This is a genomic window from Pseudooceanicola sp. NS-SX9, assembly GCF_057380705.1.
Genome location: NZ_CM170818.1, coordinates 1,172,037 through 1,193,914 on the forward strand (window position 1 = coordinate 1,172,037; position 21,878 = coordinate 1,193,914).

The 21,878-nt window shown below is 67.6% G+C and carries 22 protein-coding genes and 1 pseudogene; 17 read left to right on the plus strand and 6 right to left on the minus strand.

Annotated features, from left to right (window positions below):
* Positions 1–13: 13 nt before the first annotated feature.
* From AC2ITM_RS05580 to AC2ITM_RS05590, 3 genes are all read left to right on the plus strand, one after another.
* Positions 14–1,447, plus strand: a complete 1,434-nt coding sequence (locus AC2ITM_RS05580; RefSeq protein ID WP_486468835.1) for an NAD(P)(+) transhydrogenase (Re/Si-specific) subunit beta — start codon at positions 14–16, stop codon at positions 1,445–1,447.
* A gap of 186 nt (positions 1,448–1,633) precedes the next feature.
* Positions 1,634–2,908, plus strand: coding sequence for a DUF3422 family protein (locus AC2ITM_RS05585; protein ID WP_486468836.1), 1,275 nt, complete (start codon positions 1,634–1,636; stop codon positions 2,906–2,908).
* Positions 2,909–2,999: 91 nt separating this feature from the next.
* Positions 3,000–4,163 carry a M20 aminoacylase family protein gene (locus AC2ITM_RS05590; RefSeq protein ID WP_486468837.1) on the plus strand — a complete coding sequence of 388 codons (1,164 nt, stop codon included), beginning with the start codon at positions 3,000–3,002 and terminating at the stop codon, positions 4,161–4,163.
* A gap of 189 nt (positions 4,164–4,352) precedes the next feature.
* Here the strand turns inward: AC2ITM_RS05590 and AC2ITM_RS05595 are convergent, their stop codons facing one another.
* From AC2ITM_RS05595 to glmU, 6 genes are read right to left on the minus strand one after another with little or no spacing between them, the layout of a single operon-like run.
* Positions 4,353–5,396, minus strand: coding sequence for a glycosyltransferase family 4 protein (locus AC2ITM_RS05595; protein ID WP_486468838.1), 1,044 nt, complete (start codon positions 5,394–5,396; stop codon positions 4,353–4,355).
* 27 nt (positions 5,397–5,423) lie between these two features.
* On the minus strand, positions 5,424–6,737 hold the full coding sequence (locus AC2ITM_RS05600; protein WP_486468839.1) for a 3-deoxy-D-manno-octulosonic acid transferase: 1,314 nt from the start codon (positions 6,735–6,737) through the stop codon (positions 5,424–5,426).
* Positions 6,734–7,741 (minus strand): GTP 3',8-cyclase MoaA, encoded by a 1,008-nt coding sequence (gene moaA, locus AC2ITM_RS05605; RefSeq protein WP_486468840.1) that lies wholly within the window; start codon positions 7,739–7,741, stop codon positions 6,734–6,736. Before moaA ends, AC2ITM_RS05600 begins: the two co-directional genes overlap by 4 nt.
* Positions 7,742–7,792: 51 nt before the next feature.
* Positions 7,793–8,470, minus strand: a complete 678-nt coding sequence (locus AC2ITM_RS05610; protein WP_486468841.1) for a DNA alkylation repair protein — start codon at positions 8,468–8,470, stop codon at positions 7,793–7,795.
* A 30-nt stretch (positions 8,471–8,500) separates the two neighbouring features.
* Positions 8,501–10,324 (minus strand): glutamine--fructose-6-phosphate transaminase (isomerizing), encoded by a 1,824-nt coding sequence (gene glmS, locus AC2ITM_RS05615; RefSeq protein ID WP_486468842.1) that lies wholly within the window; start codon positions 10,322–10,324, stop codon positions 8,501–8,503.
* 15 nt (positions 10,325–10,339) lie between these two features.
* A complete protein-coding gene (gene glmU / locus AC2ITM_RS05620; protein ID WP_486468843.1) occupies positions 10,340–11,686 on the minus strand; it encodes a bifunctional UDP-N-acetylglucosamine diphosphorylase/glucosamine-1-phosphate N-acetyltransferase GlmU in 1,347 nt (448 codons plus the stop codon).
* Positions 11,687–11,878: 192 nt separating this feature from the next.
* On the opposite strand from glmU, the gene AC2ITM_RS05625 reads away from it, so the two are divergent.
* The 14 genes and pseudogenes from AC2ITM_RS05625 (at position 11,879) to AC2ITM_RS05690 (ending at position 21,875) form a co-directional block, all read left to right on the plus strand.
* Positions 11,879–12,556 carry an HAD-IA family hydrolase gene (locus AC2ITM_RS05625; protein WP_486468844.1) on the plus strand — a complete coding sequence of 226 codons (678 nt, stop codon included), beginning with the start codon at positions 11,879–11,881 and terminating at the stop codon, positions 12,554–12,556.
* Between the two features lie 96 nt (positions 12,557–12,652).
* Complete coding sequence (locus AC2ITM_RS05630) at positions 12,653–13,846, plus strand: DegT/DnrJ/EryC1/StrS family aminotransferase (protein WP_486468845.1); 1,194 nt, start codon at positions 12,653–12,655, stop codon at positions 13,844–13,846.
* Complete coding sequence (locus AC2ITM_RS05635) at positions 13,843–14,346, plus strand: O-acetyl-ADP-ribose deacetylase (RefSeq protein ID WP_486468846.1); 504 nt, start codon at positions 13,843–13,845, stop codon at positions 14,344–14,346. Before AC2ITM_RS05630 ends, AC2ITM_RS05635 begins: the two co-directional genes overlap by 4 nt.
* Positions 14,347–14,459: 113 nt before the next feature.
* Positions 14,460–15,152: a glutathione S-transferase family protein gene (locus AC2ITM_RS05640; protein WP_486468847.1), complete on the plus strand. Its 693-nt coding sequence runs from the start codon at positions 14,460–14,462 to the stop codon at positions 15,150–15,152.
* 350 nt (positions 15,153–15,502) lie between these two features.
* Entirely contained in the window at positions 15,503–15,868 is a 366-nt protein-coding gene (locus AC2ITM_RS05645) for an NADH-quinone oxidoreductase subunit A (protein WP_486468848.1), read from the plus strand.
* Positions 15,868–16,392: a NuoB/complex I 20 kDa subunit family protein gene (locus AC2ITM_RS05650; RefSeq protein ID WP_160892020.1), complete on the plus strand. Its 525-nt coding sequence runs from the start codon at positions 15,868–15,870 to the stop codon at positions 16,390–16,392. Before AC2ITM_RS05645 ends, AC2ITM_RS05650 begins: the two co-directional genes overlap by 1 nt.
* A gap of 12 nt (positions 16,393–16,404) precedes the next feature.
* Complete coding sequence (locus tag AC2ITM_RS05655; RefSeq protein WP_486468849.1) at positions 16,405–17,013, plus strand: NADH-quinone oxidoreductase subunit C; 609 nt, start codon at positions 16,405–16,407, stop codon at positions 17,011–17,013.
* Positions 17,013–18,227: an NADH-quinone oxidoreductase subunit D gene (locus AC2ITM_RS05660; RefSeq protein WP_486468850.1), complete on the plus strand. Its 1,215-nt coding sequence runs from the start codon at positions 17,013–17,015 to the stop codon at positions 18,225–18,227. Before AC2ITM_RS05655 ends, AC2ITM_RS05660 begins: the two co-directional genes overlap by 1 nt.
* Complete coding sequence (locus AC2ITM_RS05665) at positions 18,227–18,538, plus strand: hypothetical protein (RefSeq protein ID WP_486468851.1); 312 nt, start codon at positions 18,227–18,229, stop codon at positions 18,536–18,538. Before AC2ITM_RS05660 ends, AC2ITM_RS05665 begins: the two co-directional genes overlap by 1 nt.
* Before the next feature lie 129 nt (positions 18,539–18,667).
* Positions 18,668–19,372, plus strand: a pseudogene (gene nuoE, locus AC2ITM_RS05670) (NADH-quinone oxidoreductase subunit NuoE); the annotation flags it as partial.
* A 106-nt stretch (positions 19,373–19,478) separates the two neighbouring features.
* Entirely contained in the window at positions 19,479–19,709 is a 231-nt protein-coding gene (locus tag AC2ITM_RS05675; protein ID WP_486468852.1) for a DUF5337 domain-containing protein, read from the plus strand.
* Positions 19,710–19,712: 3 nt separating this feature from the next.
* Complete coding sequence (gene nuoF, locus AC2ITM_RS05680; protein WP_486468853.1) at positions 19,713–21,017, plus strand: NADH-quinone oxidoreductase subunit NuoF; 1,305 nt, start codon at positions 19,713–19,715, stop codon at positions 21,015–21,017.
* A gap of 13 nt (positions 21,018–21,030) precedes the next feature.
* Positions 21,031–21,378, plus strand: a complete 348-nt coding sequence (locus AC2ITM_RS05685; RefSeq protein ID WP_486468854.1) for a hypothetical protein — start codon at positions 21,031–21,033, stop codon at positions 21,376–21,378.
* A 71-nt stretch (positions 21,379–21,449) separates the two neighbouring features.
* Positions 21,450–21,875: a DUF5333 domain-containing protein gene (locus AC2ITM_RS05690; protein ID WP_486468855.1), complete on the plus strand. Its 426-nt coding sequence runs from the start codon at positions 21,450–21,452 to the stop codon at positions 21,873–21,875.
* Positions 21,876–21,878: the final 3 nt, after the last annotated feature.

A 21,878-nucleotide genomic window follows, 5' to 3' on the forward strand; every position in this document is an offset into this window, starting at 1 on the left:
GGAGCAGGGACACATGGAATTCGGTTTCACGACGGCGGCCTATGTCGTCTCCGCTGTCCTCATCATCCTGTCGCTGGGCGGCCTTTCGGGGCAGGAAAGCGCCAAGCGCGCCGTGTGGTACGGCATTTCCGGCATGGCGCTGGCGATTGTCGCCACGCTGATCGGCCCCGGTCAGGGCCTGTGGCTGCTGTCGGTCATCCTGATCGCGGCCGGTGGCCTGATCGGCTGGTACGTCGCCAAGAAGGTCGAAATGACCGAGATGCCGCAGCTGGTTGCCGCGATGCATTCGCTGGTCGGTCTGGCGGCGGTCTTCGTCGGCTACAACGCGCATTTCGAACTGGGCCACGTGCTGGCCATGGACGAGGGCCAGCGCGCCGCGCTGAAGGGCTTTGGCGCGATCCTGGCGCACAAGACCCCGGTCGAGCAGAACATCCTGCGGGTCGAGCTGTTCCTTGGCATCTTCATCGGGGCCGTCACCTTCACCGGGTCGGTCATTGCCTATGGCAAGCTGGCGGGCAAGGTGGGCTCGAAGGCCACCAAGCTGCCGGGCGGCCACCTGCTGAACGCCACCGCGGCGCTGATCGCGGTGCTGTGCCTGGTGTGGTACTTTACCTCGGGCGGCTTCTTGCCGCTGTTCCTGATGACGCTGGCGGCGCTGTTCATCGGCTACCACCTGATCATGGGCATCGGCGGCGCGGACATGCCCGTCGTGGTGTCGATGCTGAACAGCTACTCGGGCTGGGCGGCGGCGGCCATCGGCTTCAGCCTGGGCAATGACCTGCTGATCGTGGTGGGGGCGCTGGTGGGCTCGTCCGGGGCGATCTTGTCCTACATCATGTGCAAGGCGATGAACCGCAGCTTCGTCTCGGTGATCCTGGGGGGCTTCGGCACCACCACCGGTCCCGCGATGGAGGTCGAGGGCGAACAGAAGCCCATCGATGTCGACGGCGTGGCGCAGGCGCTGGATGATGCCGACAGCGTCATCATCGTGCCGGGCTACGGCATGGCGGTCGCGCAGGCGCAGCAGCACGTTGCCGAACTGACGCGCAAGCTGCGGGCCAAGGGCAAGAACGTGCGCTTTGCCATCCACCCCGTTGCCGGCCGTCTGCCCGGGCACATGAACGTGCTGCTGGCCGAGGCCAAGGTGCCCTATGACATCGTGATGGAGATGGACGAGATCAACCACGACTTCCCCGATACGGACGTCGTGATCGTCATCGGCTCGAACGACATCGTGAACCCCGCCGCACAGGAAGACCCAAACAGCCCGATCGCCGGTATGCCGGTGCTGGAGGTCTGGAAGGCCAAGACCGTCTTCGTGTCCAAGCGCGGCCAGGGTACGGGCTATTCCGGCATCGAGAACCCGCTGTTCTACAAGGAAAATACCATGATGTACTATGGTGATGCGAAATCCTCGATCGGGGATCTGGTTTCCAAGGTCGGCTGAGGTCAGTCGGCTGACGCTTCAGGGGGCTCCGGGTGACCGGGGCCCCCTTTTTCCTGCCCAGGCGGTGGGCAGGGCGGAAAGTATGCCGAAGTATTCCGCCAAATAATTGATTTGAAAGGACAAATGTACTTTCATCGGAGGCTGCCGCTGGCTATCTCTCGGGGATCTCCCTGAAAGACGAAGGCCATGACCCTGCCGGACCATCCCCTGCGCTACATGCTTGCCAACGAGCTGCACGCGCGTCCTTTCCCGACCCTTTCGGCGCCCTGCAGCGTGGCCTTCCTGGCGGTCATGCCGCCCCAGGACACCCCCCGCGACCGCGATGCGGAACGCGCGCACCTGCTGGATCTGCTGGACCGCCACGGCGCCAGCCACCCCGGCCCCGAGGCCACCCACTGGTCCGGCCAGCTGGGGCGCCACGTGCTGAAATGGGAAAGCCATACCGAGTTCGTCACCTACACCATGTTCACCCCCGGGCTGCCCGCGCGGGCCTTCGATCCGGCGGAATTCGAGGTCTTTCCGCCCGACTGGCTGGCGGCCGTGCCGGGCCAGCGTGTCACCTCGGCGCTGCTGCGGGTGGCGCCGCTGCCGCCCGAGGACGAGGTGCACCGCCTGCTGGATGCCTGGTTCGTCGGCGAAAGCCTGGCCACGGCGCATGTGCTGGAAGGTGGCGGCGTGGTGGCGGGGGATTTCCGCATCGACGCGGCCGGGCACATGCGCTTTGCCGTCTTCACCGATCCCGGCATCGGCGCGCAGCGCATCGGCCGGCTGGTGCAGCGCCTCTGCGAGGTCGAGACCTACAAGGCGCTGTCGATGCTGGGGCTGGCCTGCGTGCGTGCCATGGGGCCGGAGCTGTCGCGCATCGACCTGCGGCTGACCGCGCTGATCGCCGCCATGCGCGAAGAGGCGACCCGCCCCGAGGTGACGCTGGCCGATCTGCTGTCGGTCTCGGCCGAGCTGGAGGACCACGCCGCCCGCAGCGCCTACCGGCTGGCGGCCACCAAGGCCTATGCGGCGATCGTCCATGAACGGGTGGGGATGCTGCGCGAACAGCGCTTTCGCGGCCGGCAGACCTTTGGCGAATTCATGATGCGCCGCTACGAGCCCGCGATGCGCACCGTGGTCGCCGCCGAGGCGCGTCTGGCGGCGATGTCGGAACGCGCTGTGCGTGCGGCCGAACTGCTGCGCACCCGCGTCGACGTGGAACGCAGCGCGCAAAGCCAGGCGGTGCTGGCCTCGATGGACCGGCGGGCGGATCTGCAGCTGCGGTTGCAGGAAACCGTCGAGGGGCTCTCGGTGGTGGCGATCAGCTATTACGCGGTGTCGCTGGCGGGCTATCTGACCTATCCGCTGGCCGAGGCGCTGGATGTGTCGAAGGGGCTGCTGCTGGCGGGGCTGACGCCTGTCGTCGTGGCAGGCGTCTGGGCCATGGTGCGCCGAATCCGGGCGCGGATGCACTAGGGGCGGTTTGACAATCCCCCGCGGCCCTCGCTAGCCTCGGGCGATTGTTCCGGCGGGGGCCTGGGCCCCCGTCCATTTCCGGGGAAAGACCATGCCCATCAAGAACCGCCTTGCCGAACTGCAACCCGAGATCGCCGGCTGGCGCCAGGACCTGCACGCCCATCCCGAGATCCTGTTCGAGGTCCACCGCACCGCCGGGTTCGTGGCCGAAAAGCTGCGCGCCTTCGGCTGTGACGAGGTCGTCGCGGGGCTGGGCCGCACCGGCGTGGTGGCGGTGATCCGCGGCCGCGAAAGTGGCTCGGGGCGGGTGATCGGGCTGCGCGCCGACATGGACGCGCTGCCGATCCTCGAGGAAACCGGGCTGGACTATGCCTCGAAGACGCCCGGCGCGATGCATGCCTGCGGCCATGACGGCCATACGGCGATGCTGCTGGGGGCGGCGAAATACCTCTCCGAGACGCGCAATTTCGACGGCACGGCGGTGGTGATCTTCCAGCCCGCCGAAGAGGGCGGCGGCGGTGGCCGCGAAATGTGCGAGGACGGGCTGATGGCGCGCTTCGGCATCCAGGAGGTTTACGGGATGCACAACTGGCCGGGGGTGCCGCTGGGGCAGTTCGCGATCCGCCCGGGCGCCTTCTTTGCCTCGACCGACCAGTTCGAGATCGTCGTGAAAGGCCATGGCGGCCATGCCGCCAAGCCGCATCTGACCGCCGATCCGGTGGTGGCGGCGGGCCAGCTGGTCGTCGCGCTGCAAAGCATCGCCAGCCGCAATGCCGATCCGGTGGCGCAGGTGGTGGTGTCGGTGACTTCGGTGGAAAGTTCCTCGAAGGCGTTCAACGTGATCCCGGCGGCAGTGACGCTGCGCGGCACGGTGCGCACCATGAGCGCCGAAAGCCGCGCCATGGCCGAGGCGCGGCTGAAGGCAATCGGGGAAACCGTGCCCGCCGCCATGGGCTGCGAGGGGGCCGTGCGCTGGCTGCCGGGCTATCCGACGATGGTCAATTCCGAGGCCGAGACGGCGTTTGCCGCCGAGGTGGCGCGCAAGGTCGCGGGCGGCTGCGCCGAGGCGCCGATGACCATGGGGGGCGAGGATTTCGCCTACATGCTGGAAGAGCGCCCCGGCGCCTATATCCTGGTCGGCAACGGCGACAGCGCCGAGGTCCACAACCCCGCCTACAATTTCAACGACGAGGCGATCCCGGCGGGCTGTTCCTACTGGGCCGAGCTGGTCGAGACGCGGATGCCCGTGGCCTGAGGGGGTGTGGACTGACGGGGTGTAGCCTTAGGGGGCTGTCTGGCGGGGTGAGGCCTGAAACGGGGAAGGGGGCGCCTGGTGGAGGGCGCCTCCGGCGGCCGTATTTGGGGAAAGATGAAAGGGGGGCGCCCCCCTTTCCTTGTTGCGCGGGCTGCCCTGTTGCCGTGCATATTTGCGGAAAGATGAAACCTAGGGCCGCGCCAGCAGGTCGCGGTAGATCCGGTTGAGGGCGGCGGCTTCCTGTTCGATGCGGCAGTGGGCTTGCACATGGGCGCGGGCGGCGGCGGCGAAGCGGGCGCGTTTTTCCGGGTCATCCAGCAGCGAGGCGGTGGCGGTTTCCATCGCGTCGAGGTCCTCGATGTCGGTGATGTGGCCGGCGATGCCGTCGGGGATGAAATCTTCGAAGGCGCCGGCGCGGGTGGCGATGACGGGCACGCCGCAGGCCATGGCCTCCATCGGGGTCAGGCCGAAGCCCTCCCAACGTTGCGGGGCGATGTAGAGGTCGAGGGCGCGGAACCAGCGCGAGATGTCCCAGTGCGGATCCTCGGGGAGGAAGAGGAAGCGGTCCGAGAGGCCGGCGGCGGTGACCTTGGCCTTCTGTGCCTCGTGGAAGGCGCGGTGCTTGTCGGCGACGCCGCCCATCATCACGGCGGTGACATCGGGCCGGGTCCGCATCAGCCGCAGCATCAGGTCGGTGAAGAGGTCATTGCCTTTCTGGGGCCGGATGCGGCCGAAGCAGCCGACCAGGATCTGGTCCTGCGGCAGGTTCAGTTCGGCGCGCAGGGGGGCCTTGTCTTCGGCGGGGCGGAAGAGGTCGGCGTCGATGCCGTGGTGGATGACCTGAGAGGGCACCTGCAGGAAGCCCGCGGAGCGCGCCGAGGTCGCCACCACCGCATCCATCTGGCGGATCATCCACTTGGTCAGGCCCTTGTGGTCGCGCTGCGCGGCCGAGGTGAACAGCAGCTTCAGATCCTTGCCGAGCAGGCGTTTGAGCGCGATGCCCGCCAGCATCTCGTTGTTGCGGCGGGCGTGCCAGACGCGGCGGCGGCGCGACAGGCCGGCCAGCGCCGAGACCGGGATCTGCGGCACATCCGCGGGCACCGTCGGGCCGCAGGCGGCGATCGCGATGTCGCGGGCCTGGATCGGCACCAGCCGGTAGACGGTCGAGGTCACCCCGGACATGCGTTTCTTGAAGTTCGGCGCGATCACGTCGAGCGTCTTCGGATCGGTCATCGGGGCCTCCTGGTCTGCGGGACCGGCTTACACCGGGGCGGCGGGGGCGGGAAGAGGCAGGGCCAAATCGTGCAGAAGCGCGTGCGCGAGGTCATCAAGGGCGCTCTGGTTGGCCTGGGCCAGGCTGCGTGCGGCCTGGCCCATCGTGGCGCGAGCCGCGTCGTCCAGCAGCAGATCGACCAGGGCGCGGGCCAGGGCCGGGGCATCGGCGACCTGCCGTGCGGCGCCTTCGGTGTCGAACCGGGCGTAGGTTTCGGCGAAATTGGCGAAATGGGGGCCGTGCAGGATCGGGGTGCCGAAGAGGGCGGGTTCCCACGGGGTATGGCCACCGGCGGGGCCGAAGCTGCCGGCAAGGAAGGTCAGCGGCGACAGCGCATACCACAGCCCCGTCTCGCCCATCGTGTCGGCCAGGTAGACCTCGGCCTGACCCGGGTCCTCGCCTGCGGCGCGTTGCGCCAGCGACAGGCCGCGGGCCTCGATCAGGGGGCGGATCTGGGCGGCGCGGGCCGGGTGGCGGGGCACCAGGATCAGCCGCAGACCGGGGATGCGGTCGCGCGCCAGAAGATGGGCGTCAAGGATCGCCTCTTCCTCGCCCTCGTGGGTCGAGACGGCGGACCAGAAGGGGCCGGGGAAGGCGGCGCGCATCTGCGCCAGCGTTGCATCGTCGACGGGGGGCGGGGTGATCAGCGCCTTCAGGTTCGGCCCTTCGGCGAGGCGCGCGGGATCAGCGCCCAGATCCAGCAGCCCCGCATAGGTCGCGTGGTCCTGGGTGCGGATCCGGGTGAAGCGGCCCAGCAGAAAGCGGAAGGTATCGCCGAAGCGGCCCCAGTTGCGCAGCGTGCCCTTCGACATGCGTGCGTTCACCAGCGCCAGCGGGATGCCCTGGGCGGCGCTGCGCACCAGCATCTGCGGCCAGATCTCGCTTTCGACGAAGATCGCGGCCTGGGGGGACCAATGCGCCAGAAAGCGTTTCAGCGGACCCGCGGCATCGAGGGGGGCGAACTGGTGGCGGGCGCGGGACGGCAGGCGCTGCGCCAGCACCCGGGCCGAGGTCGCGGTGCCGGATGTCACCAGCACGGAAAGGCCCGGCGACAGATCCAGCATCCGCCCGACCAGCGCCAGCACCGAGACGCTTTCGCCGACGCTGGCGGCATGGACCCACAGCAGCGGGCCTTCGGGGCGCGACAGCGAGGCATGGCCCCAGCGTTCGCGGGCGCGTTCCGCGGGCAGGCCCTCGGCGGTGATCTTGGCGGTGATCCGGCGGCGCAGCACGGGCGCCAGCGCATTCGAGACCAGGCAGTAGAACAGGTAGAAGGGCGTCGCGCCCACAGGGGTCGTCATCCGCCGGTATGGCTCATGTGGCGCGAGACCTGGCCATCGGCGCGCTGGCGGGAATAGTCGAAATCATGGCCCTTGGGTTTCAGGCCGATGGCGGCGCGGATCGCCTGTTCCAGCGGCGCATCGTTCAGCGGGTGATTGCGCAGGGCGGGGCGCAGATCCGCCATGTCCTCCTGGCCGAGGCACATGTAAAGCTCGCCCGTGCAGGTCATCCGCACCCGGTTGCAGCTTTCGCAGAAATTATGCGACAGCGGCGTGATGAAGCCGATCTTCTGGCCGGTCTCGGCCAGACGGACATAGCGCGCCGGGCCGCCGGTGCTTTCGGGCAGGTCGATCAGCGTATAGTGCTGCGCCAGCCGCGCCCGCACGTCGTTCAGCGACCAGTATTGGCCCACGCGGTCCTCGTTGCCGATATCGCCCATGGGCATGACCTCGATCCAGGTCAGGTCCATGTCGCGGGCGGCGCAGAATTCCGCCAGCGTGATCAGCTCGTCCTCGTTGAAGCCCTTCAGCGCCACGGCGTTGATCTTGATCTTCAGCCCCGCCGCCTGCGCCGCATCGAGCCCCCGCAGCACCTGCGGCAGGCGGCCCCAGCGGGTGACGCGGGCGAATTTCGCCTCGTCCAGGGTGTCGATCGAGACATTGATCCGCCGCACCCCCGCCGCTGCCAGATCGGCGGCATAGCGTTCCAGCTGGCTGCCATTGGTGGTCAGCGTCAGCTCTTTCAGGGCGCCGCTCTCCAGGTGCCGGGACATGGCGTTGAAAAAGCTCAGGATATTGCGGCGCACCAGGGGTTCACCCCCGGTGATGCGCAGCTTTTCCACCCCCATGCGGATGAAGGCCGAACACATCCGGTCCAGTTCTTCCAGCGTCAGCAGGTCCTTCTTGGGCAGGAAGGTCATGTTCTCGGCCATGCAGTAGACACAGCGAAAGTCGCAGCGGTCGGTGACCGATACGCGCAGATAGCTGATGGCACGCTGGAAAGGATCTACGAGGGGCGCTGTCATGGGCAGAAAATAAGGGCCCCGGGCCTGCGGGGCAAGGGACCTTGGCATCGCTTACAGGAAGCGCGCGGCATCCTTGCGGGCAAAGCCCTTCATCTGCGCGCCATGCGCCTCCAGGAAGGCGCGGGCGCGGTCAGGATCATGCTTGGACAGATCGCGGACCCACCAGGAGACCGATTTCTGGATGAACCAGTCGCGGTCCTCGACATAGCCCGCGGCCCAGCCCAGCACGCGGTCGCGGGCGGCGGCCTCGGCTGCGGTGGGGTGGTTCGATTTCGTCAGTCCCAATGTGATCACAAGTGCGGCGCGTTTCGTCCACAGATGGTCCGAGGTCGTCCAGGCCTCGATCTCGTCCAGCCGCGACAGGTCGGCCATGACGCGCTTTTGCCCGGCGATGCAGGCGTGATCGGCAATCGCCCAAGCGTCGAACTGCGGCACCCAGGCACAGATCATCGCCCAGACGGCGGCATCGTCGGGGCGGATGCGCGCCTGGGTCAGCAGCTTGGCGGCGGCGATGCGGGCCTCGTGGATGTCGGTGTCCCACAGGGCTTGCGCCAGCGCCAGCCGGTCCTGCAGGGGCAGCGCGCGGCGCCAGTCCATCGCCAGATCGTTGATCGCCGGGTTCGGCGTGCCAAGGTAGCGCCGCGCGGCCTTGTGATAGGCGGCGGCGCTTTCGGCCCGGCCGGGTTCGGCTGCGGCAGTCAGGGCGCCGAGGGCGGTTTCAAGGTCCATGGGGGCTCTCCGGTGGTTCGCCCCCAGCCCTTACTCTACCGTGACCGACTTGGCGAGGTTGCGCGGCTGGTCGACGTCGGTGCCCTTGGCGACGGCGGTGTGATAGGCCATCAGCTGCGCTGGCAGCGCGTAAAGGATCGGGGACAGCACCGGATCCACCCGCGGCATCTCGATCGAGCGCCAGATGCCTTCGCCGGCTTCCTCGATCCCCTTGCTGTCCGAGATCAGCAGCACGCGACCGCCACGGGCCATGACCTCCTGCATGTTGGAAACCGTCTTGTCGAACAGCCCGTCGCGCGGCGCCATGACGACCACGGGGACGTGCTTGTCGATCAGCGCGATGGGGCCGTGCTTCAGCTCGCCGCTGGCATAGGCCTCGGCGTGGATATAGCTGATTTCCTTCATCTTCAGCGCGCCTTCCAGGGCCAGCGGGTACATCACGCCGCGGCCCAGGAACAGGATGTCCTGCGCTTCCGCCAGTTGCAGCGACAGCGTTTCGGCCACCGCGTTGCGATCCAGCGCGCCGCCGAAGACCGCAGGCAGCGCCCGCAGCGCGCTGACCAGCGACTGGTAGCGGTCGTCGTCGATCGTGCCCTTCTGCCGCGCCGCCTGCAGCGTCAGCAGCAGCAGCACCGTCAGCTGGCATGAGAACGCCTTGGTCGAGGCGACGCCGATCTCGGTGCCCGCCAGGATCGGCAGCGCCAGGTCGCTTTCCCGCGCGATGCTGCTTTCGGGCGCGTTGACCACCGCGACGATCCGGTCGGCCTTGCCGGCGCAATAGCGCAGCGCCGCCAGCGTGTCGGCGGTTTCCCCCGACTGCGAGACGAACAGCGCCACCGTGCCCGGGGTGACGGGCGGCTCGCGGTAGCGGAATTCCGAGGCCACATCGACCTCGACCGGGATGCGGGCGATCTGCTCGAACCAGTATTTCGCGGTCAGGCAGGCGTAATAGGCGGTGCCGCAGGCGACCATGACCAGACGTTCGACCCGGGTGAAATCCAGGCCCGCGCCGGGCAGGGTGATGGTGGCGCCGCTTTCGCCCAGGTAATGCTTGATCGCATCGCCGATGACCTGCGGCTGCTCGGCGATCTCCTTGGCCATGAAGTGCTTGTGGCCGGCCTTGTCGACGCGGGCATTGTCCAGCGTCACCACCTTGACGGGGCGGTTGACCAGACGGTCGGCCTTGTCGAAGATCTGCACGCTTTCGCGGGTGACGACGGCCCAGTCGCCCTCTTCCAGATAGACCACGCGGTCAGTCAGCGGTGCCAGCGCCAGCGCGTCCGAACCGACAAAGTTCTCGCCCTCGCCCAGACCCACCGCCAGCGGGGACCCCTTGCGGGCGGCGATCATCAGGTCGTCCTCGCCCTCGAACAGGAACAGCAGCGCAAAGGCGCCCTCCAGCTGGTGCAGGCACTTGCGCACCGCCTCGACCGGGGTCAGCCCGTCGTCCAGATAGGCTGCGGCCAGCATGGCGACGACTTCGGTGTCGGTGTCCGACACGGCGGTGACGCCGCGCTTGGCCAGTTCGCCGCGCAGTTCGCGGAAATTCTCGATGATGCCGTTGTGCACCACCGCCACGCGACCGGCGCGATGGGGGTGGGCGTTCTTCTCGTTCGGCTCGCCATGGGTGGCCCAGCGGGTGTGGCCGATGCCCGACTTGCCCGCCAGCGGGGTGTGCACCAGCACGTCCGACAGGTTCACCAGCTTGCCGACCGCACGGCGGCGGTCCAGCACGCCGCCGTTCACCGTGGCGATGCCGGCGGAATCATAGCCGCGATATTCGAGCCGCTTCAGCGCCTCGACCAGAAAGGGCGCCGCTTCGTGCCTGCCCAGATAGCCGATGATTCCGCACATGCCTCGTCCTACTCTCTACTCGGGTTTCTGCGCCTTCTTCGAACGCAGGTATTCCATCAGCTTGGTTGCCATGCCGGGCTTTGTCACCTGCCGCGCACGGCCGATGGCCATGGCGCCCGGTTCCACGTCCTGCGTGATCACCGAGCCCGAGCCCGTCATCGCCCCCGCCCCCACGGTGACCGGCGCCACCAGCATCGTGTTCGAGCCGATGAAGGCGCGGGCGCCGATCTCGGTCCGGTGCTTGAAGACGCCGTCGTAGTTGCAGGTGATCGTGCCCGCGCCGATGTTGGTTTCCTCGCCCACATGGGCATCGCCGATATAGGTGAGGTGGTTGATCTTTGCACGCTGGTCGATCTGCGCGGCCTTCACCTCGACGAAGTTGCCGATGTGGACATCCTCGGCCAGCTCGGCGCCGGGGCGCAGGCGGGCATAGGGGCCGATCAGGCCGCCGCGGCTGACATGGCAGCCCTCAAGATGGCTGAAGGCGCGGATGCGGCAGCCGCTTTCGATGGTGACTTCGGGGCCGAAGACGACATTCGGTTCGATCACCGTGTCGCGGCCGATCACCGTGTCATGGGCGAAATGCACGGTCGAGGGATCGACCAGCGTCACGCCGTTCTCCATCGCCTCGTCGCGGGCCCGGGCCTGGAACAGCGCCTCGGCGCGGGCCAGCTCCTGACGCGAATTCACGCCCAGCGTCTCGGATTCGGGGCAGGTGACGGCGCCCGCGGACAGGCCCGCCTGATCCGCCAGCGCAACGATGTCGGTCAGATAGTATTCGCCTGCGGCATTTTCGTTGCCGATCTTCGCCACCAGATCGAACAGCACCTCGCGGTCGGCGCAGATCACGCCCGAGTTGCACAGGGTGATGGCGCGTTCGGCCTCGGTCGCGTCCTTGAATTCGACGATGCGCTCCAGCCGGTCGCCGTCCATCACCAGCCGGCCGTAGCGGCCGGGGACCTCGGCCTCGAAGCCCAGCACCACCACGTCGTGACGGTCGCGCGCGGCCTTCATCGCGGCCAGGGTCTCGGTGCGGATAAAGGGGGTGTCGCCGTAAAGGACGATCACGTCGCCGTCGAATTTCTTCAATGCCGTCGCAGCCTTGGAGACCGCGTGCCCGGTGCCCTTCTGTTCGGCCTGGATGACGATCCTTGCCCCCTCGAAGGCGGCATTGGCCGCCTGAGAGACCTCCTTGGCGCCATGGCCCGCGACCACGATCACCTCTTCGGGCTCCAGCGACAGCCCCGAGGCGATGGCGTGGTGCAGCATCGGCGCCCCGGCGATCTCGTGCAGGACCTTCGGAAGGTCGGAATTCATCCTGGTGCCCATGCCTGCGGCCAGAACGATCAGCGCGGTGCTCATGACAACCTCGTCATCTTTTTGTTTTCTGGGGCCTATTGGACCGGGCGGGCGGGACGTGAAAGGGCATTGTGTCCTTTTCCCGGTCGTTTTAATCGGATGTGACCGCGGCGCAAGGGCGGCAGCCTGCGGGTCGGATCAACTTGGGTTTCGGGGCGCAACATGTCCCGCGGAATTTCGCCGAAAGGAACTGACATGCGGACGGTCGTCTTCGATCTGGATGGAACGCTTGCCGATACCAGCGGCGATCTGCTGGAGGCCGCGAACTGCTGCTTCCGCGACATCGGCGCGGGCGATGTGCTGACGGCCGCGGATGCCGGGACCGCGCTGCGTGGCGGCCGGGCGATGCTGCGGCTGGGCTTTGACCGGCTGGGCCGGGCCGCCGATACGGCCGAGATCGACCGCCTGTACCCGCTGCTGCTGAAGGCCTATGAGCGCGACCTCTCCAGCCGCACCGTGCTGTTTCCGGGCGCGATGGAGGCCGTCGAGGCGCTGAAGGACGCAGGCCACCCGGTCGCCATCTGCACCAACAAGCCCGAGGGGCTGGCGCGGATGCTGCTGGAGGAACTGGGGATCCTGGGCGCCTTCGGGGCGCTGGTGGGCGCCGATACGCTGCCGGTGCGCAAGCCCGATCCCGCCCCCCTGGTCGAGGCCGCCCGGCGCGCCGGGGGCGATCCGGCCTTTTGCTGCCTGGTGGGCGACAGCGACACCGACCGCCACACCGCGCGCGCCGCCGGCGTGCCCTCGATCCTGGTGACCTTCGGCCCCTCGGGCGAGGACATGGCGGCGCTGGAACCCGAGGTGCTGCTGGACCATTTCGACATGCTGCCCTGCATCGTGGCGGGGCTGGGGCCGCGACGCATCGCCGTATGATCCCGGCATGATCCTGCCGGGCGCTTGACCTTCCCGCGCCGGGGCGCCGTTATGGCCCCGGCCCCCCATGGGGGCGTCAGGCAGGAAGGACAGCCCATGGCCGAGGTCTTCACCGGCAGTTTCACCCAGCAGGAACCGATCCCCGAGGACGCCATCGCCGCCGCCGTCGCGGTGATGCGCCACGGCCGCCTGCACCGCTACAACACCGCCCCCGGCGAAGAGGCCGAGACCGCGCTGCTGGAGGCCGAGTTCGCCGCGCTGACGGGCGCGCGCTTTGCGCTGGCGCTGGCCTCGGGGGGACATGCGATCTCGACTGCGCTCAGGGCGGCGGGGGTGCGGCCGGGGGACCGGGTGCTGACCAATGTCTTCACTCTGGCGCCGGTGCCCGGCGCGATTGCCGCCGTCGGCGCCACGCCGGTCTATGTCGGCGTCACCGAGGGGCTGGTGATCGACCTTGACGATCTGGCGGCAAAGCTGGGGCAGGCGCGGGTGCTGCTGCTCAGCCACATGCGCGGCCATATCTGCGACATGGAGCGCCTGATGGCGCTGTGCGACGGCGCCGGGGTCACGGTGATCGAGGATTGCGCCCATACCATGGGCGCCGCCTGGAACGGTGTGCCCAGCGGCCGCCACGGGCTGGCGGGCTGCTATTCGACCCAGACCTACAAGCATGTCAATTCCGGCGAGGGCGGCCTGCTGATCACCGACGACCCCGAGGTCGCCGCCCGCGCGGTGATGCTGTCGGGCAGCTACATGCTGTTTGACCGGCACCTCGCGGCCCCCCCGCCCGAGGCCTTCGCGCAGGTGAAATACGACACGCCCAATATCTCGGGGCGGATGGACAACCTGCGTGCGGCGATCCTGCGGCCGCAACTGCGGCGTCTGCCCGAACACTGCGCCGCCTGGAACGACCGCTACCGCCGGGTCGAGGCCGCGCTGCGCGGCACCCCCGGCCTGACGCTGATCGACCGCCCCGCGGCCGAGGCTTTCGTCGGCTCGTCGATCCAGATGCTGCTGCCCGACTGGCCCGAGGCCGCGATCGGGGCCCTGCTGGCGCGCTGCGCTGCCCGCGGGGTCGAGCTGAAATGGTTCGGCGAGGCCGAGCCGCGCGGCTTTACCTCGCGCCATGACAGCTGGCGCTATGCGCCGGCCCAAAGCCTGCCCGACAGCGACCGCATTCTGAAGGGGCTGATCGACATGCGCCTGCCGCTGACGTTCTCGCTGCCGGACTGCGACCTGATCGCGCGGATCATCCGGCAGGAGGTCCTGGCCGCGGGCGTTCCGGCATGAGCGCGATCACCGTCCGGGCGGGCGACATCACCACCTTTGCCGTCGATGCCATCGTCAATGCCGCCAATACGTCTCTGCTGGGTGGTGGCGGGGTGGATGGCGCGATCCACCGGGCGGCGGGGCCGGGGCTGCTGGCGGAATGCCGGGCCCTGGGCGGCTGTCCCCCCGGCGAGGCGCGGATCACCGGTGCCCACGACCTGCCCGCGCGCCACGTGATCCATACCGTCGGGCCGGTCTGGCACGGTGGCCTCAAGGGCGAGGCCGCGCTGCTGGCCGCCTGCTACCGCAACGCGATGGATCTGGCGGCGCAGGCGGGGGACCGGGTGGTGGCCTTTCCGGCGATCTCGACCGGGATCTACGGCTATCCGGCCGACAGGGCGGCCGCCATCGCGGTGGCCACGCTGCGCGGCTGGCTGGCGGATCATCCGGGCTTCCAGGTGGTGCTGGCCGCCTTCGATGCCCGGCAGCAGGCGCTGCTGGGCGCCGCCCTGCAAGGCTGATCCGAAGCCCGCTTGCCGTCCCCGCCCGCCTGCGCCATGTTTCCCGGCATGAGCGCCGATCCCAGCCGCCCCGCCTTCGCCCCGCCGCCCCCCGTCCCCGGGAGGGGCCACGGATGAGCCGGATCGTCCTGCATCACTGCGCCGGCAGCCGCTCGATGCGGGTGCTGTGGCTGCTCAACGAGCTGGGCGTGCCCTTCGAACTGGTGGGCCATGCCTTCGACGCCTCACTGGAAGGCCCCGAACATCTGGTGCGCTCGCCCGCCGGGCGGGTGCCGGCGCTGCAGATGGACGGAGAGAATCATTTCGAAAGCCTGGCGATCCTGCAGATCCTGTGCGAACGCTTCCGTGCACAGGCGCTTGGCCGGTTCGAGGGCGATTTCGACCGTCCCGACTGGCTGATCTGGCTGCAGTTCTCCGAGACGATTTCGCAGCATGTGTCGGGGCTGGCCTTTCAGCGGCTGCGCCTGCCCGAGGCCGAGCGCTCGTTGCCCACGATGCAGCACGAACGGGCGGCGCTGCGCCGTTGCCTGGAGGCCATCGAGGGCCGCCTGTCGACCCCGGTGGAAAACCGCGCCTACCTGCTGACCTCGGGGTTTTCGGCGGCCGATATCGCGGTGGGGCAGGCGGTCTGGATGGCGCGGCATTTCGTGACCCTGGACGGGCTGCCGGAAACCCGCGCCTGGTTCGATCTGATCACCGCCCGCCCGGCCTTCCGCTTATGCCTGCCGGGGCCGGGGCAGGGACAGTTCCCCGACCCCTTCTATCCGATTGCCGCGCCGGGTGCGGAACCGGCCGCTGCGGGCTGAACGGCATCGCGGCGGCGGCGCCGGAAGGGGGACCGCGTTCCGTTTCCCCAGTGTCACGGCGGCCGTCGCCAACCGTCGCGCCGGTCCTTCGCGCGGGCCTTAATCCGAGTGATTCCGTCATCTATTCCTGACCGAATCTCTTGGGTATTTCCGTTGCGTCGGAAACTCTCCGTTAACCGCAATCTTCACGGGCAAAACCTTGGTATTCAATTGTTTACCAAAGCCGACGCATCACCGTGAGAGGGGGCGAAAACGCCCCGCGTCGGTTGACCACGCCGGGGGGGCAGAGTAAACCCGGAACAGCCCTGCGGGGCCCCTCCGGACCCCGCCGCCCATGAAAGGAGCCATTCGTGGAAGAGATGCTGCGGGAATATCTTCCCATCCTCATCTTTCTGGCAGTCGCAGTTGCCCTGGGTCTGTTCTTTATCTTCTCCGCCATGCTGATCGCGGTCCGCAACCCGGATCCCGAGAAGGTCAGTGCCTACGAATGCGGTTTCAACGCCTTCGATGACGCGCGGATGAAATTCGATGTCCGCTTCTACCTCGTCTCGATCCTGTTCATCATCTTCGACCTCGAGATCGCGATGCTGTTCCCCTGGGCGGTGGCCTTCAAGGACATTTCGATGACCGGGTTCTGGTCGATGATGGTCTTCCTGGCCGTGCTGACCGTGGGCTTTCTGTATGAATGGAAGAAGGGAGCCCTGGAATGGGAGTGATGGCCGGATCCAACACCGCAGGTGCCGACCGTGAGGTCGCGACCCAGGCGCTGAACCGCGAACTGCAGGACAAGGGCTTTCTGCTGACCACCTCCGAAGACCTGATCACCTGGGCGCGCACCGGCTCGCTGCACTGGATGACCTTCGGCCTGGCCTGCTGCGCGGTCGAGATGATGCATACCTCGATGCCGCATTACGACGCGGAACGGTATGGCATCGCGCCGCGCGCCTCGCCGCGCCAGTCGGACGTGATGATCGTCGCGGGCACGCTGACCAACAAGATGGCGCCGGCGCTGCGCAAGGTCTACGACCAGATGCCGGAACCGCGCTACGTGATCTCGATGGGGTCCTGCGCCAATGGCGGCGGCTACTACCACTACAGCTATTCGGTGGTGCGCGGCTGCGACCGCATCGTGCCCGTGGACATCTACGTGCCCGGCTGCCCCCCCACCGCCGAGGCGCTGCTGTACGGCATCCTGCAGCTGGCGCGGAAGATCCGTCGCACCGGCACCCTGGTCCGCTGAGGAGGAGCCACGATGAGCGAAGCCCTGAAAGAACTTGGCGCCTATATCGAAGGCAAGCACCCCGAAGCCGTCTCTGGCTGGGAGGTCGCCTTTGGTGAACTGACCCTGGACGTCATCCCCTCGGCCATCGTGGCCTTCGTGGAATTCCTGCGCACGGATCCGTCGTGCCGGTTCTCGTCGTTGGTGGACATCACCGCCATCGACTGGCCGGAACGTCCCAAGCGGTTCGACGTGGTCTACCACTTCCTGTCGATGTACCAGAACCAGCGCATCCGCCTGCGCGCCGCGATCCGCGAGGACGAGCTGGTCCCCTCGATCACCGCCGTGCACCCCTCGGCCAACTGGTTCGAGCGCGAAGTCTTCGACATGTTCGGCATCCTGTTCTCGGGTCACCCGGACCTGCGGCGCCTGCTGACCGACTACGGCTTCCGTGGCCACCCGCTGCGCAAGGACTTCCCGACCTCGGGCTATACCGAGGTCCGCTATGACGAGACCGCCAAGCGCGTCGTCTACGAACCGATCAAGCTGGTGCAGGAATACCGCCAGTTCGACTTCATGTCGCCCTGGGAGGGCGCCGAGTACATCCTGCCCGGCGACGAGAAGAAAGCGGAGGCGAAATGATGGACGGGTCCAAAGGCTTCGAGGACGCCCTGACCGGCGAACAGAAGATCCGCAACTTCAACATCAACTTCGGGCCCCAGCACCCGGCAGCGCACGGCGTGCTGCGCATGGTGCTGGAACTTGACGGCGAGATCGTCGAGCGCGCCGATCCGCATATCGGCCTGCTGCACCGCGGCACCGAAAAGCTGATGGAAAGCCGCACCTACCTGCAGAACCTGCCGTATTTCGACCGCCTCGACTACGTGGCGCCGATGAACCAGGAACATGCCTGGTGCCTGGCCATCGAAAAGCTGACCGGCACCGAGATCACCAAGCGTGCCTCGCTGATCCGGGTGCTGTTCTGCGAGATCGGCCGCGTGCTGAACCACCTGCTGAACGTCACGACCCAAGCCATGGACGTGGGCGCGCTGACGCCGCCGCTCTGGGGCTTTGTCGAGCGTGAAAAGCTGGTGATGTTCTACGAACGGGCCTCGGGGGCACGTTTCCACGCCGCCTATTTCCGCCCCGGCGGCGTCCACCAGGACCTGACCGACAAGCTGATCGACGATATCGAGGAATGGGCGATCGAATTCCCGCCCAAGCTGGATGACATCGACGAACTGCTGACGGAAAACCGCATCTTCAAGCAGCGCAACGTCAACATCGGTCTGGTGACCGAGGAAGACATCCTGCAGCGCGGCTTCTCGGGCGTGATGGCGCGGGGCACCGGCCTTGCGTGGGACCTGCGCCGTGCGCAGCCCTACGAATGCTATGACGAGTTCGAGTTCCAGGTGCCCGTGGGCACCAATGGCGACTGCTACGACCGCTATCTGTGCCGCATGGCCGAGATGCGCGAATCGACCAAGATCATCCGTCAGGCCCTGGTCAAGCTGCGCGAGACCCCCGGCGACGTGCTGGTGCGCGGCAAGCTGACGCCGCCGAAACGGCGCGACATGAAGACCTCGATGGAAAGCCTGATCCACCACTTCAAGCTGTACACCGAAGGCTTCCACGTTCCCGAAGGTCAGGTCTACGCGGCCGTCGAGGCGCCGAAGGGCGAATTCGGCGTCTATCTGGTGGCGGATGGCAGCAACAAGCCCTACCGCGCCAAGATCCGGGCTCCGGGGTATCTGCACCTGCAGGCGATGGATCACGTGGCCAAGGGGCACCAGCTGGCCGACGTGGCGGCGATCATCGGCTCGATGGACATCGTCTTCGGCGAGGTCGACCGCTGATGGCGGCGCGTGCCCTGCACGGTCTGGCCCTTTGCCTCTGCGGGGCAGGGGCGCTGGCCGTTTCGGCCTGTGCCATGCGTCCGATGGATGTGACCGAGGCCCAGGGCGCCGCCTTCGACGCCGCCGTCGCCTCGGTCGGCTGCGAGCTGCGGACGGAACGCGACTACCTGCCGGTCGAACTGCAGACCGGCCTCAGCCGGGATCAGGCGATTGCGCTGGCGCAGTACCGGATGGCCACCAAGCAGGCCGTGGGCCTGGAGGGCGGCGGTGTCCGCCTGGTCACCGGCGCCTGCGCCCCGAAGGCCAAGTAAGGACCGCAGGCGCCCCAGGGGGTGCCGCGGTGCTGCCCCCCGGGGCACAAGGAATGAAGGCCCCGAAGGGGCAAGCGGGGTCCCGATCCCCGCGGTCAGAGACACGAGAGAAGGACGGGACCTGAGCCGATGCTGAGACGCCTGCACCACGAACAGCCCGCTAGCTTTGCCTTCACCGAGGCGAACCTGGCCTGGGCCAAGACGCAGATCGCCAAATTCCCGGAAGGCCGCCAGGCCAGTGCCTGCATCTCGCTGCTGTGGCGGGCACAGGAACAGGAAGGCTGGCTGACCAAGCCCGCGATCGAGACCGTGGCCGACATGCTGGGCATGGCCTATATCCGGGTCCTCGAGGTCGCGACCTTCTACTTCATGTTCCAGCTGCAACCCGTTGGCAGCGTTGCGCATATCCAGGTCTGCGGCACCACGACCTGCATGATCTGCGGCGCCGAGGACCTGATCGCCGTCTGCAAGCAGAAGATCGCCCCGAAACCCATGACGCTGTCCGCGGACGGCAAGTTCTCGTGGGAAGAGGTCGAGTGCATGGGGGCGTGCTCGAACGCGCCGATGGCGGCGATCGGCAAGGACTATTACGAGGACCTGACGGTCGAGGGCTTTGCGGCCATTCTCGACAAGCTTGCAGCGGGCGAAGTTCCGGTGCCGGGTCCGCAGAACGGCCGCTATGCCGCCGAGCCGCTGGGCGGCCCGAAGGTGCTGACCGATTTCGACCCGGCCGAGCGCGCGCCGCACAACGCCAGCGCGCAGCGTGCCGTCGACATCGGCGAGACCATCAAGCGCATCGACGGGACCGAGGTTCCGATCGTCGCGCCCTGGATGCGCTGAGGCGCCTCCGACGACACCAGCCGGTGCGGCCCGGACGCGGGCCCTGCCGGGCAAGTTGACCCCGAAGGCGGGTGTGCACCCCGCCGGATGAGGACCGCAGATGACGGGAAACCGTACTCGGGAGACCGACCTGGCCCGCAGGGGCCGCCGGACCGGCATCGTCATTGCGGTGACGATGTTGTCCTGGATGGCGCTCCAGGTCGTCGGGGGTAAGATGGGGCTGCCGGTACGGTACGCCTTCCTGTTGGATTTCGCGGCCATATGCGTCCTTCTGTGGGCGCTGGTGGAGGCGACACGGATCTGGCGCGCGCGCCGGGATGACAAAGGGTAAGACATGCTCCAGGATCAGGACCGTATCTTCACGAACCTCTACGGGATGAAGGACCGCTCCCTGAAAGGCGCGCAGGCGCGCGGCCTTTGGGACAACACCGGCGGCATCCTTGCCAACGGGCGCGACTGGATCATCCAGCAGGTCAAGGACTCGGGTCTGCGCGGCCGCGGCGGCGCCGGCTTCCCGACCGGCCTGAAATGGTCCTTCATGCCGAAGGAAACCGATGGTCGCCCCTCCTATCTGGTGATCAACGCCGACGAATCCGAACCCGCGACCTGCAAGGACCGCGAGATCATGCGCCACGACCCCCACCACCTGGTGGAGGGCGCGCTGATCGCCAGCTTTGCGATGGGGGCCCATGCCGCCTACATCTACATCCGCGGCGAATACATCCGCGAACGCGAAGCCCTGCAGACCGCCATCAACGAGGCCTATGACGCGGGCTTCCTGGGCGACAATGCCTGCGGTTCGGGGTGGAAGTTCGACCTCTACCTGACCCACGGGGCAGGGGCCTACATCTGTGGCGAGGAAACCGCCCTGCTGGAAAGCCTGGAAGGCAAGAAGGGCATGCCCCGGATGAAGCCGCCGTTCCCGGCGGGTGCGGGCCTGTATGGCTGCCCGACCACGGTGAACAACGTGGAATCGATTTCCGTGGTGCCGACGATCATCCGTCGCGGTGCGGAATGGTTCAGCAGCTTCGGGCGTCCGAACAACGTCGGCACCAAGCTGATGGCGCTGACCGGCCATGTGAACACCCCCTGTGTCTTCGAGGAACAGATGGGCCTGTCGGTCCGCGAGATCATCGAAAAGCACGGCGGCGGCATCCGGGGCGGCTGGGACAACCTCAAGGCCATCATCCCGGGCGGTGCGTCCTGCCCCGTCCTGCCGCGCGACAAGCTGGAAGACGCGATCTTCGATTTCGACTGGATGCGTCAGAACCAGTCCAGCTTTGGCACCGGCTGCATGATCGTGATGGACAACAACACCGACGTGGTAAAGGCCGTCTGGCGTCTGGCCAAGTTCTTCAAGCATGAGAGCTGCGGCCAGTGCACGCCCTGCCGCGAAGGCACCGGCTGGATGAGCCGCGTCATGGACCGCCTGGTCACGGGCGAGGCCGAGGTCGAGGAAATCGACATGCTGCTGTCGGTGACCAAGCAGGTCGAGGGCCATACGATCTGTGCCCTGGGCGATGCGGCCGCCTGGCCGATCCAGGGCCTGGTGCGCCACTTCCGCGGCGAAATCGAAGACCGCATCAAGAAGCAGAAGACCGGCCGGTCGGCTTCGATCCTGATGCCGAAAGCGAGCTGATACGGTGCTGCGGATGAAGCGACATAGCCTGCTGAAGGGTCTCGCGCTTGGCGCACTGGTTCTGGGGGTTGCCTCCTGCACCAGCATGGCCAATTCCGGCGTGCCGGCGTTCGACGGCAAGTATTTCAAGGCCAAGGCCGAAGCGGACCCGGCGATGCGCCAGCAGTTCGTGGTGACGGTCAAGGATGCGCCGCAAAGCCTGAAGGGCGCCCGCGCGGCGGCCGACTATCAGGCGGTGGCCTATTGCATCGGCGCCTTCGGCAATTCCGATCACAGCTGGCTGCCCGGATCGACCGAAACTGATCCGCCGCAGATGCAGGGCACCGTGATGGTCCTGCACGGGCTCTGCGCCGGATGGTGATCTGCCCGGCATATCCCCGCGCGCCGCAGGGCCGCCCGCGGTCCGGCCTGCGTGGCCGGGTGCAGGCGTTCATGCGGCACAGGCGCCGCTGGCTTGCCGCCGCGGTCCTGGGCGGGGTGATGGCCGCCACGGGGCTGGCGGCACAGGCCGACGGGCGGCTGCCGCTGCGCGAGGTCGCCTCGCTCGACCGGCCGATGCTGTGGGTCGGCATCGCCATCGAGATCGGCAAGCGCTGCGACCAGATCGAACCGCGCACCATCAAGGGTCTGCTGTTCCTCAATGAACTGAAGAACCAGGCGCTTGAGATGGGTTACACGACCGCGGAAATCAAGGAATACGTCACCAGCAAGGCGGAAAAGGCCCGTATCCGCAAGCTGGGCGAAAGTTACGTCAAATCCCAGGGGCTGGACCCGGACAAGGACGCTGACCTGTGCACCCTCGGCAAGCGCGAGATCGCACGGAACAGCCAGATCGGTGTCCTTCTGAGAGAAAAGTGAGCA

Coding starts and splice junctions, on each gene's coding strand:
- AC2ITM_RS05625 (WP_486468844.1), top strand. CDS start 11,879: ATGCGGACGGTCGTCTTCGATCTGGATGGAACGCTTGCCGATACCAGC.
- AC2ITM_RS05640 (WP_486468847.1), top strand. CDS start 14,460: ATGAGCCGGATCGTCCTGCATCACTGCGCCGGCAGCCGCTCGATGCGG.
- AC2ITM_RS05690 (WP_486468855.1), top strand. CDS start 21,450: ATGCGGCACAGGCGCCGCTGGCTTGCCGCCGCGGTCCTGGGCGGGGTG.
- moaA (WP_486468840.1), bottom strand. CDS start 7,741: ATGACAGCGCCCCTCGTAGATCCTTTCCAGCGTGCCATCAGCTATCTG.
- AC2ITM_RS05685 (WP_486468854.1), top strand. CDS start 21,031: ATGAAGCGACATAGCCTGCTGAAGGGTCTCGCGCTTGGCGCACTGGTT.
- glmU (WP_486468843.1), bottom strand. CDS start 11,686: ATGAGCACCGCGCTGATCGTTCTGGCCGCAGGCATGGGCACCAGGATG.
- AC2ITM_RS05600 (WP_486468839.1), bottom strand. CDS start 6,737: ATGACGACCCCTGTGGGCGCGACGCCCTTCTACCTGTTCTACTGCCTG.
- AC2ITM_RS05580 (WP_486468835.1), top strand. CDS start 14: ATGGAATTCGGTTTCACGACGGCGGCCTATGTCGTCTCCGCTGTCCTC.
- AC2ITM_RS05590 (WP_486468837.1), top strand. CDS start 3,000: ATGCCCATCAAGAACCGCCTTGCCGAACTGCAACCCGAGATCGCCGGC.
- glmS (WP_486468842.1), bottom strand. CDS start 10,324: ATGTGCGGAATCATCGGCTATCTGGGCAGGCACGAAGCGGCGCCCTTT.
- AC2ITM_RS05635 (WP_486468846.1), top strand. CDS start 13,843: ATGAGCGCGATCACCGTCCGGGCGGGCGACATCACCACCTTTGCCGTC.
- AC2ITM_RS05650 (WP_160892020.1), top strand. CDS start 15,868: ATGGCCGGATCCAACACCGCAGGTGCCGACCGTGAGGTCGCGACCCAG.
- AC2ITM_RS05610 (WP_486468841.1), bottom strand. CDS start 8,470: ATGGACCTTGAAACCGCCCTCGGCGCCCTGACTGCCGCAGCCGAACCC.
- AC2ITM_RS05665 (WP_486468851.1), top strand. CDS start 18,227: ATGGCGGCGCGTGCCCTGCACGGTCTGGCCCTTTGCCTCTGCGGGGCA.
- nuoF (WP_486468853.1), top strand. CDS start 19,713: ATGCTCCAGGATCAGGACCGTATCTTCACGAACCTCTACGGGATGAAG.
- AC2ITM_RS05585 (WP_486468836.1), top strand. CDS start 1,634: ATGACCCTGCCGGACCATCCCCTGCGCTACATGCTTGCCAACGAGCTG.
- AC2ITM_RS05675 (WP_486468852.1), top strand. CDS start 19,479: ATGACGGGAAACCGTACTCGGGAGACCGACCTGGCCCGCAGGGGCCGC.
- AC2ITM_RS05630 (WP_486468845.1), top strand. CDS start 12,653: ATGGCCGAGGTCTTCACCGGCAGTTTCACCCAGCAGGAACCGATCCCC.
- AC2ITM_RS05655 (WP_486468849.1), top strand. CDS start 16,405: ATGAGCGAAGCCCTGAAAGAACTTGGCGCCTATATCGAAGGCAAGCAC.
- AC2ITM_RS05595 (WP_486468838.1), bottom strand. CDS start 5,396: ATGACCGATCCGAAGACGCTCGACGTGATCGCGCCGAACTTCAAGAAA.
- AC2ITM_RS05660 (WP_486468850.1), top strand. CDS start 17,013: ATGGACGGGTCCAAAGGCTTCGAGGACGCCCTGACCGGCGAACAGAAG.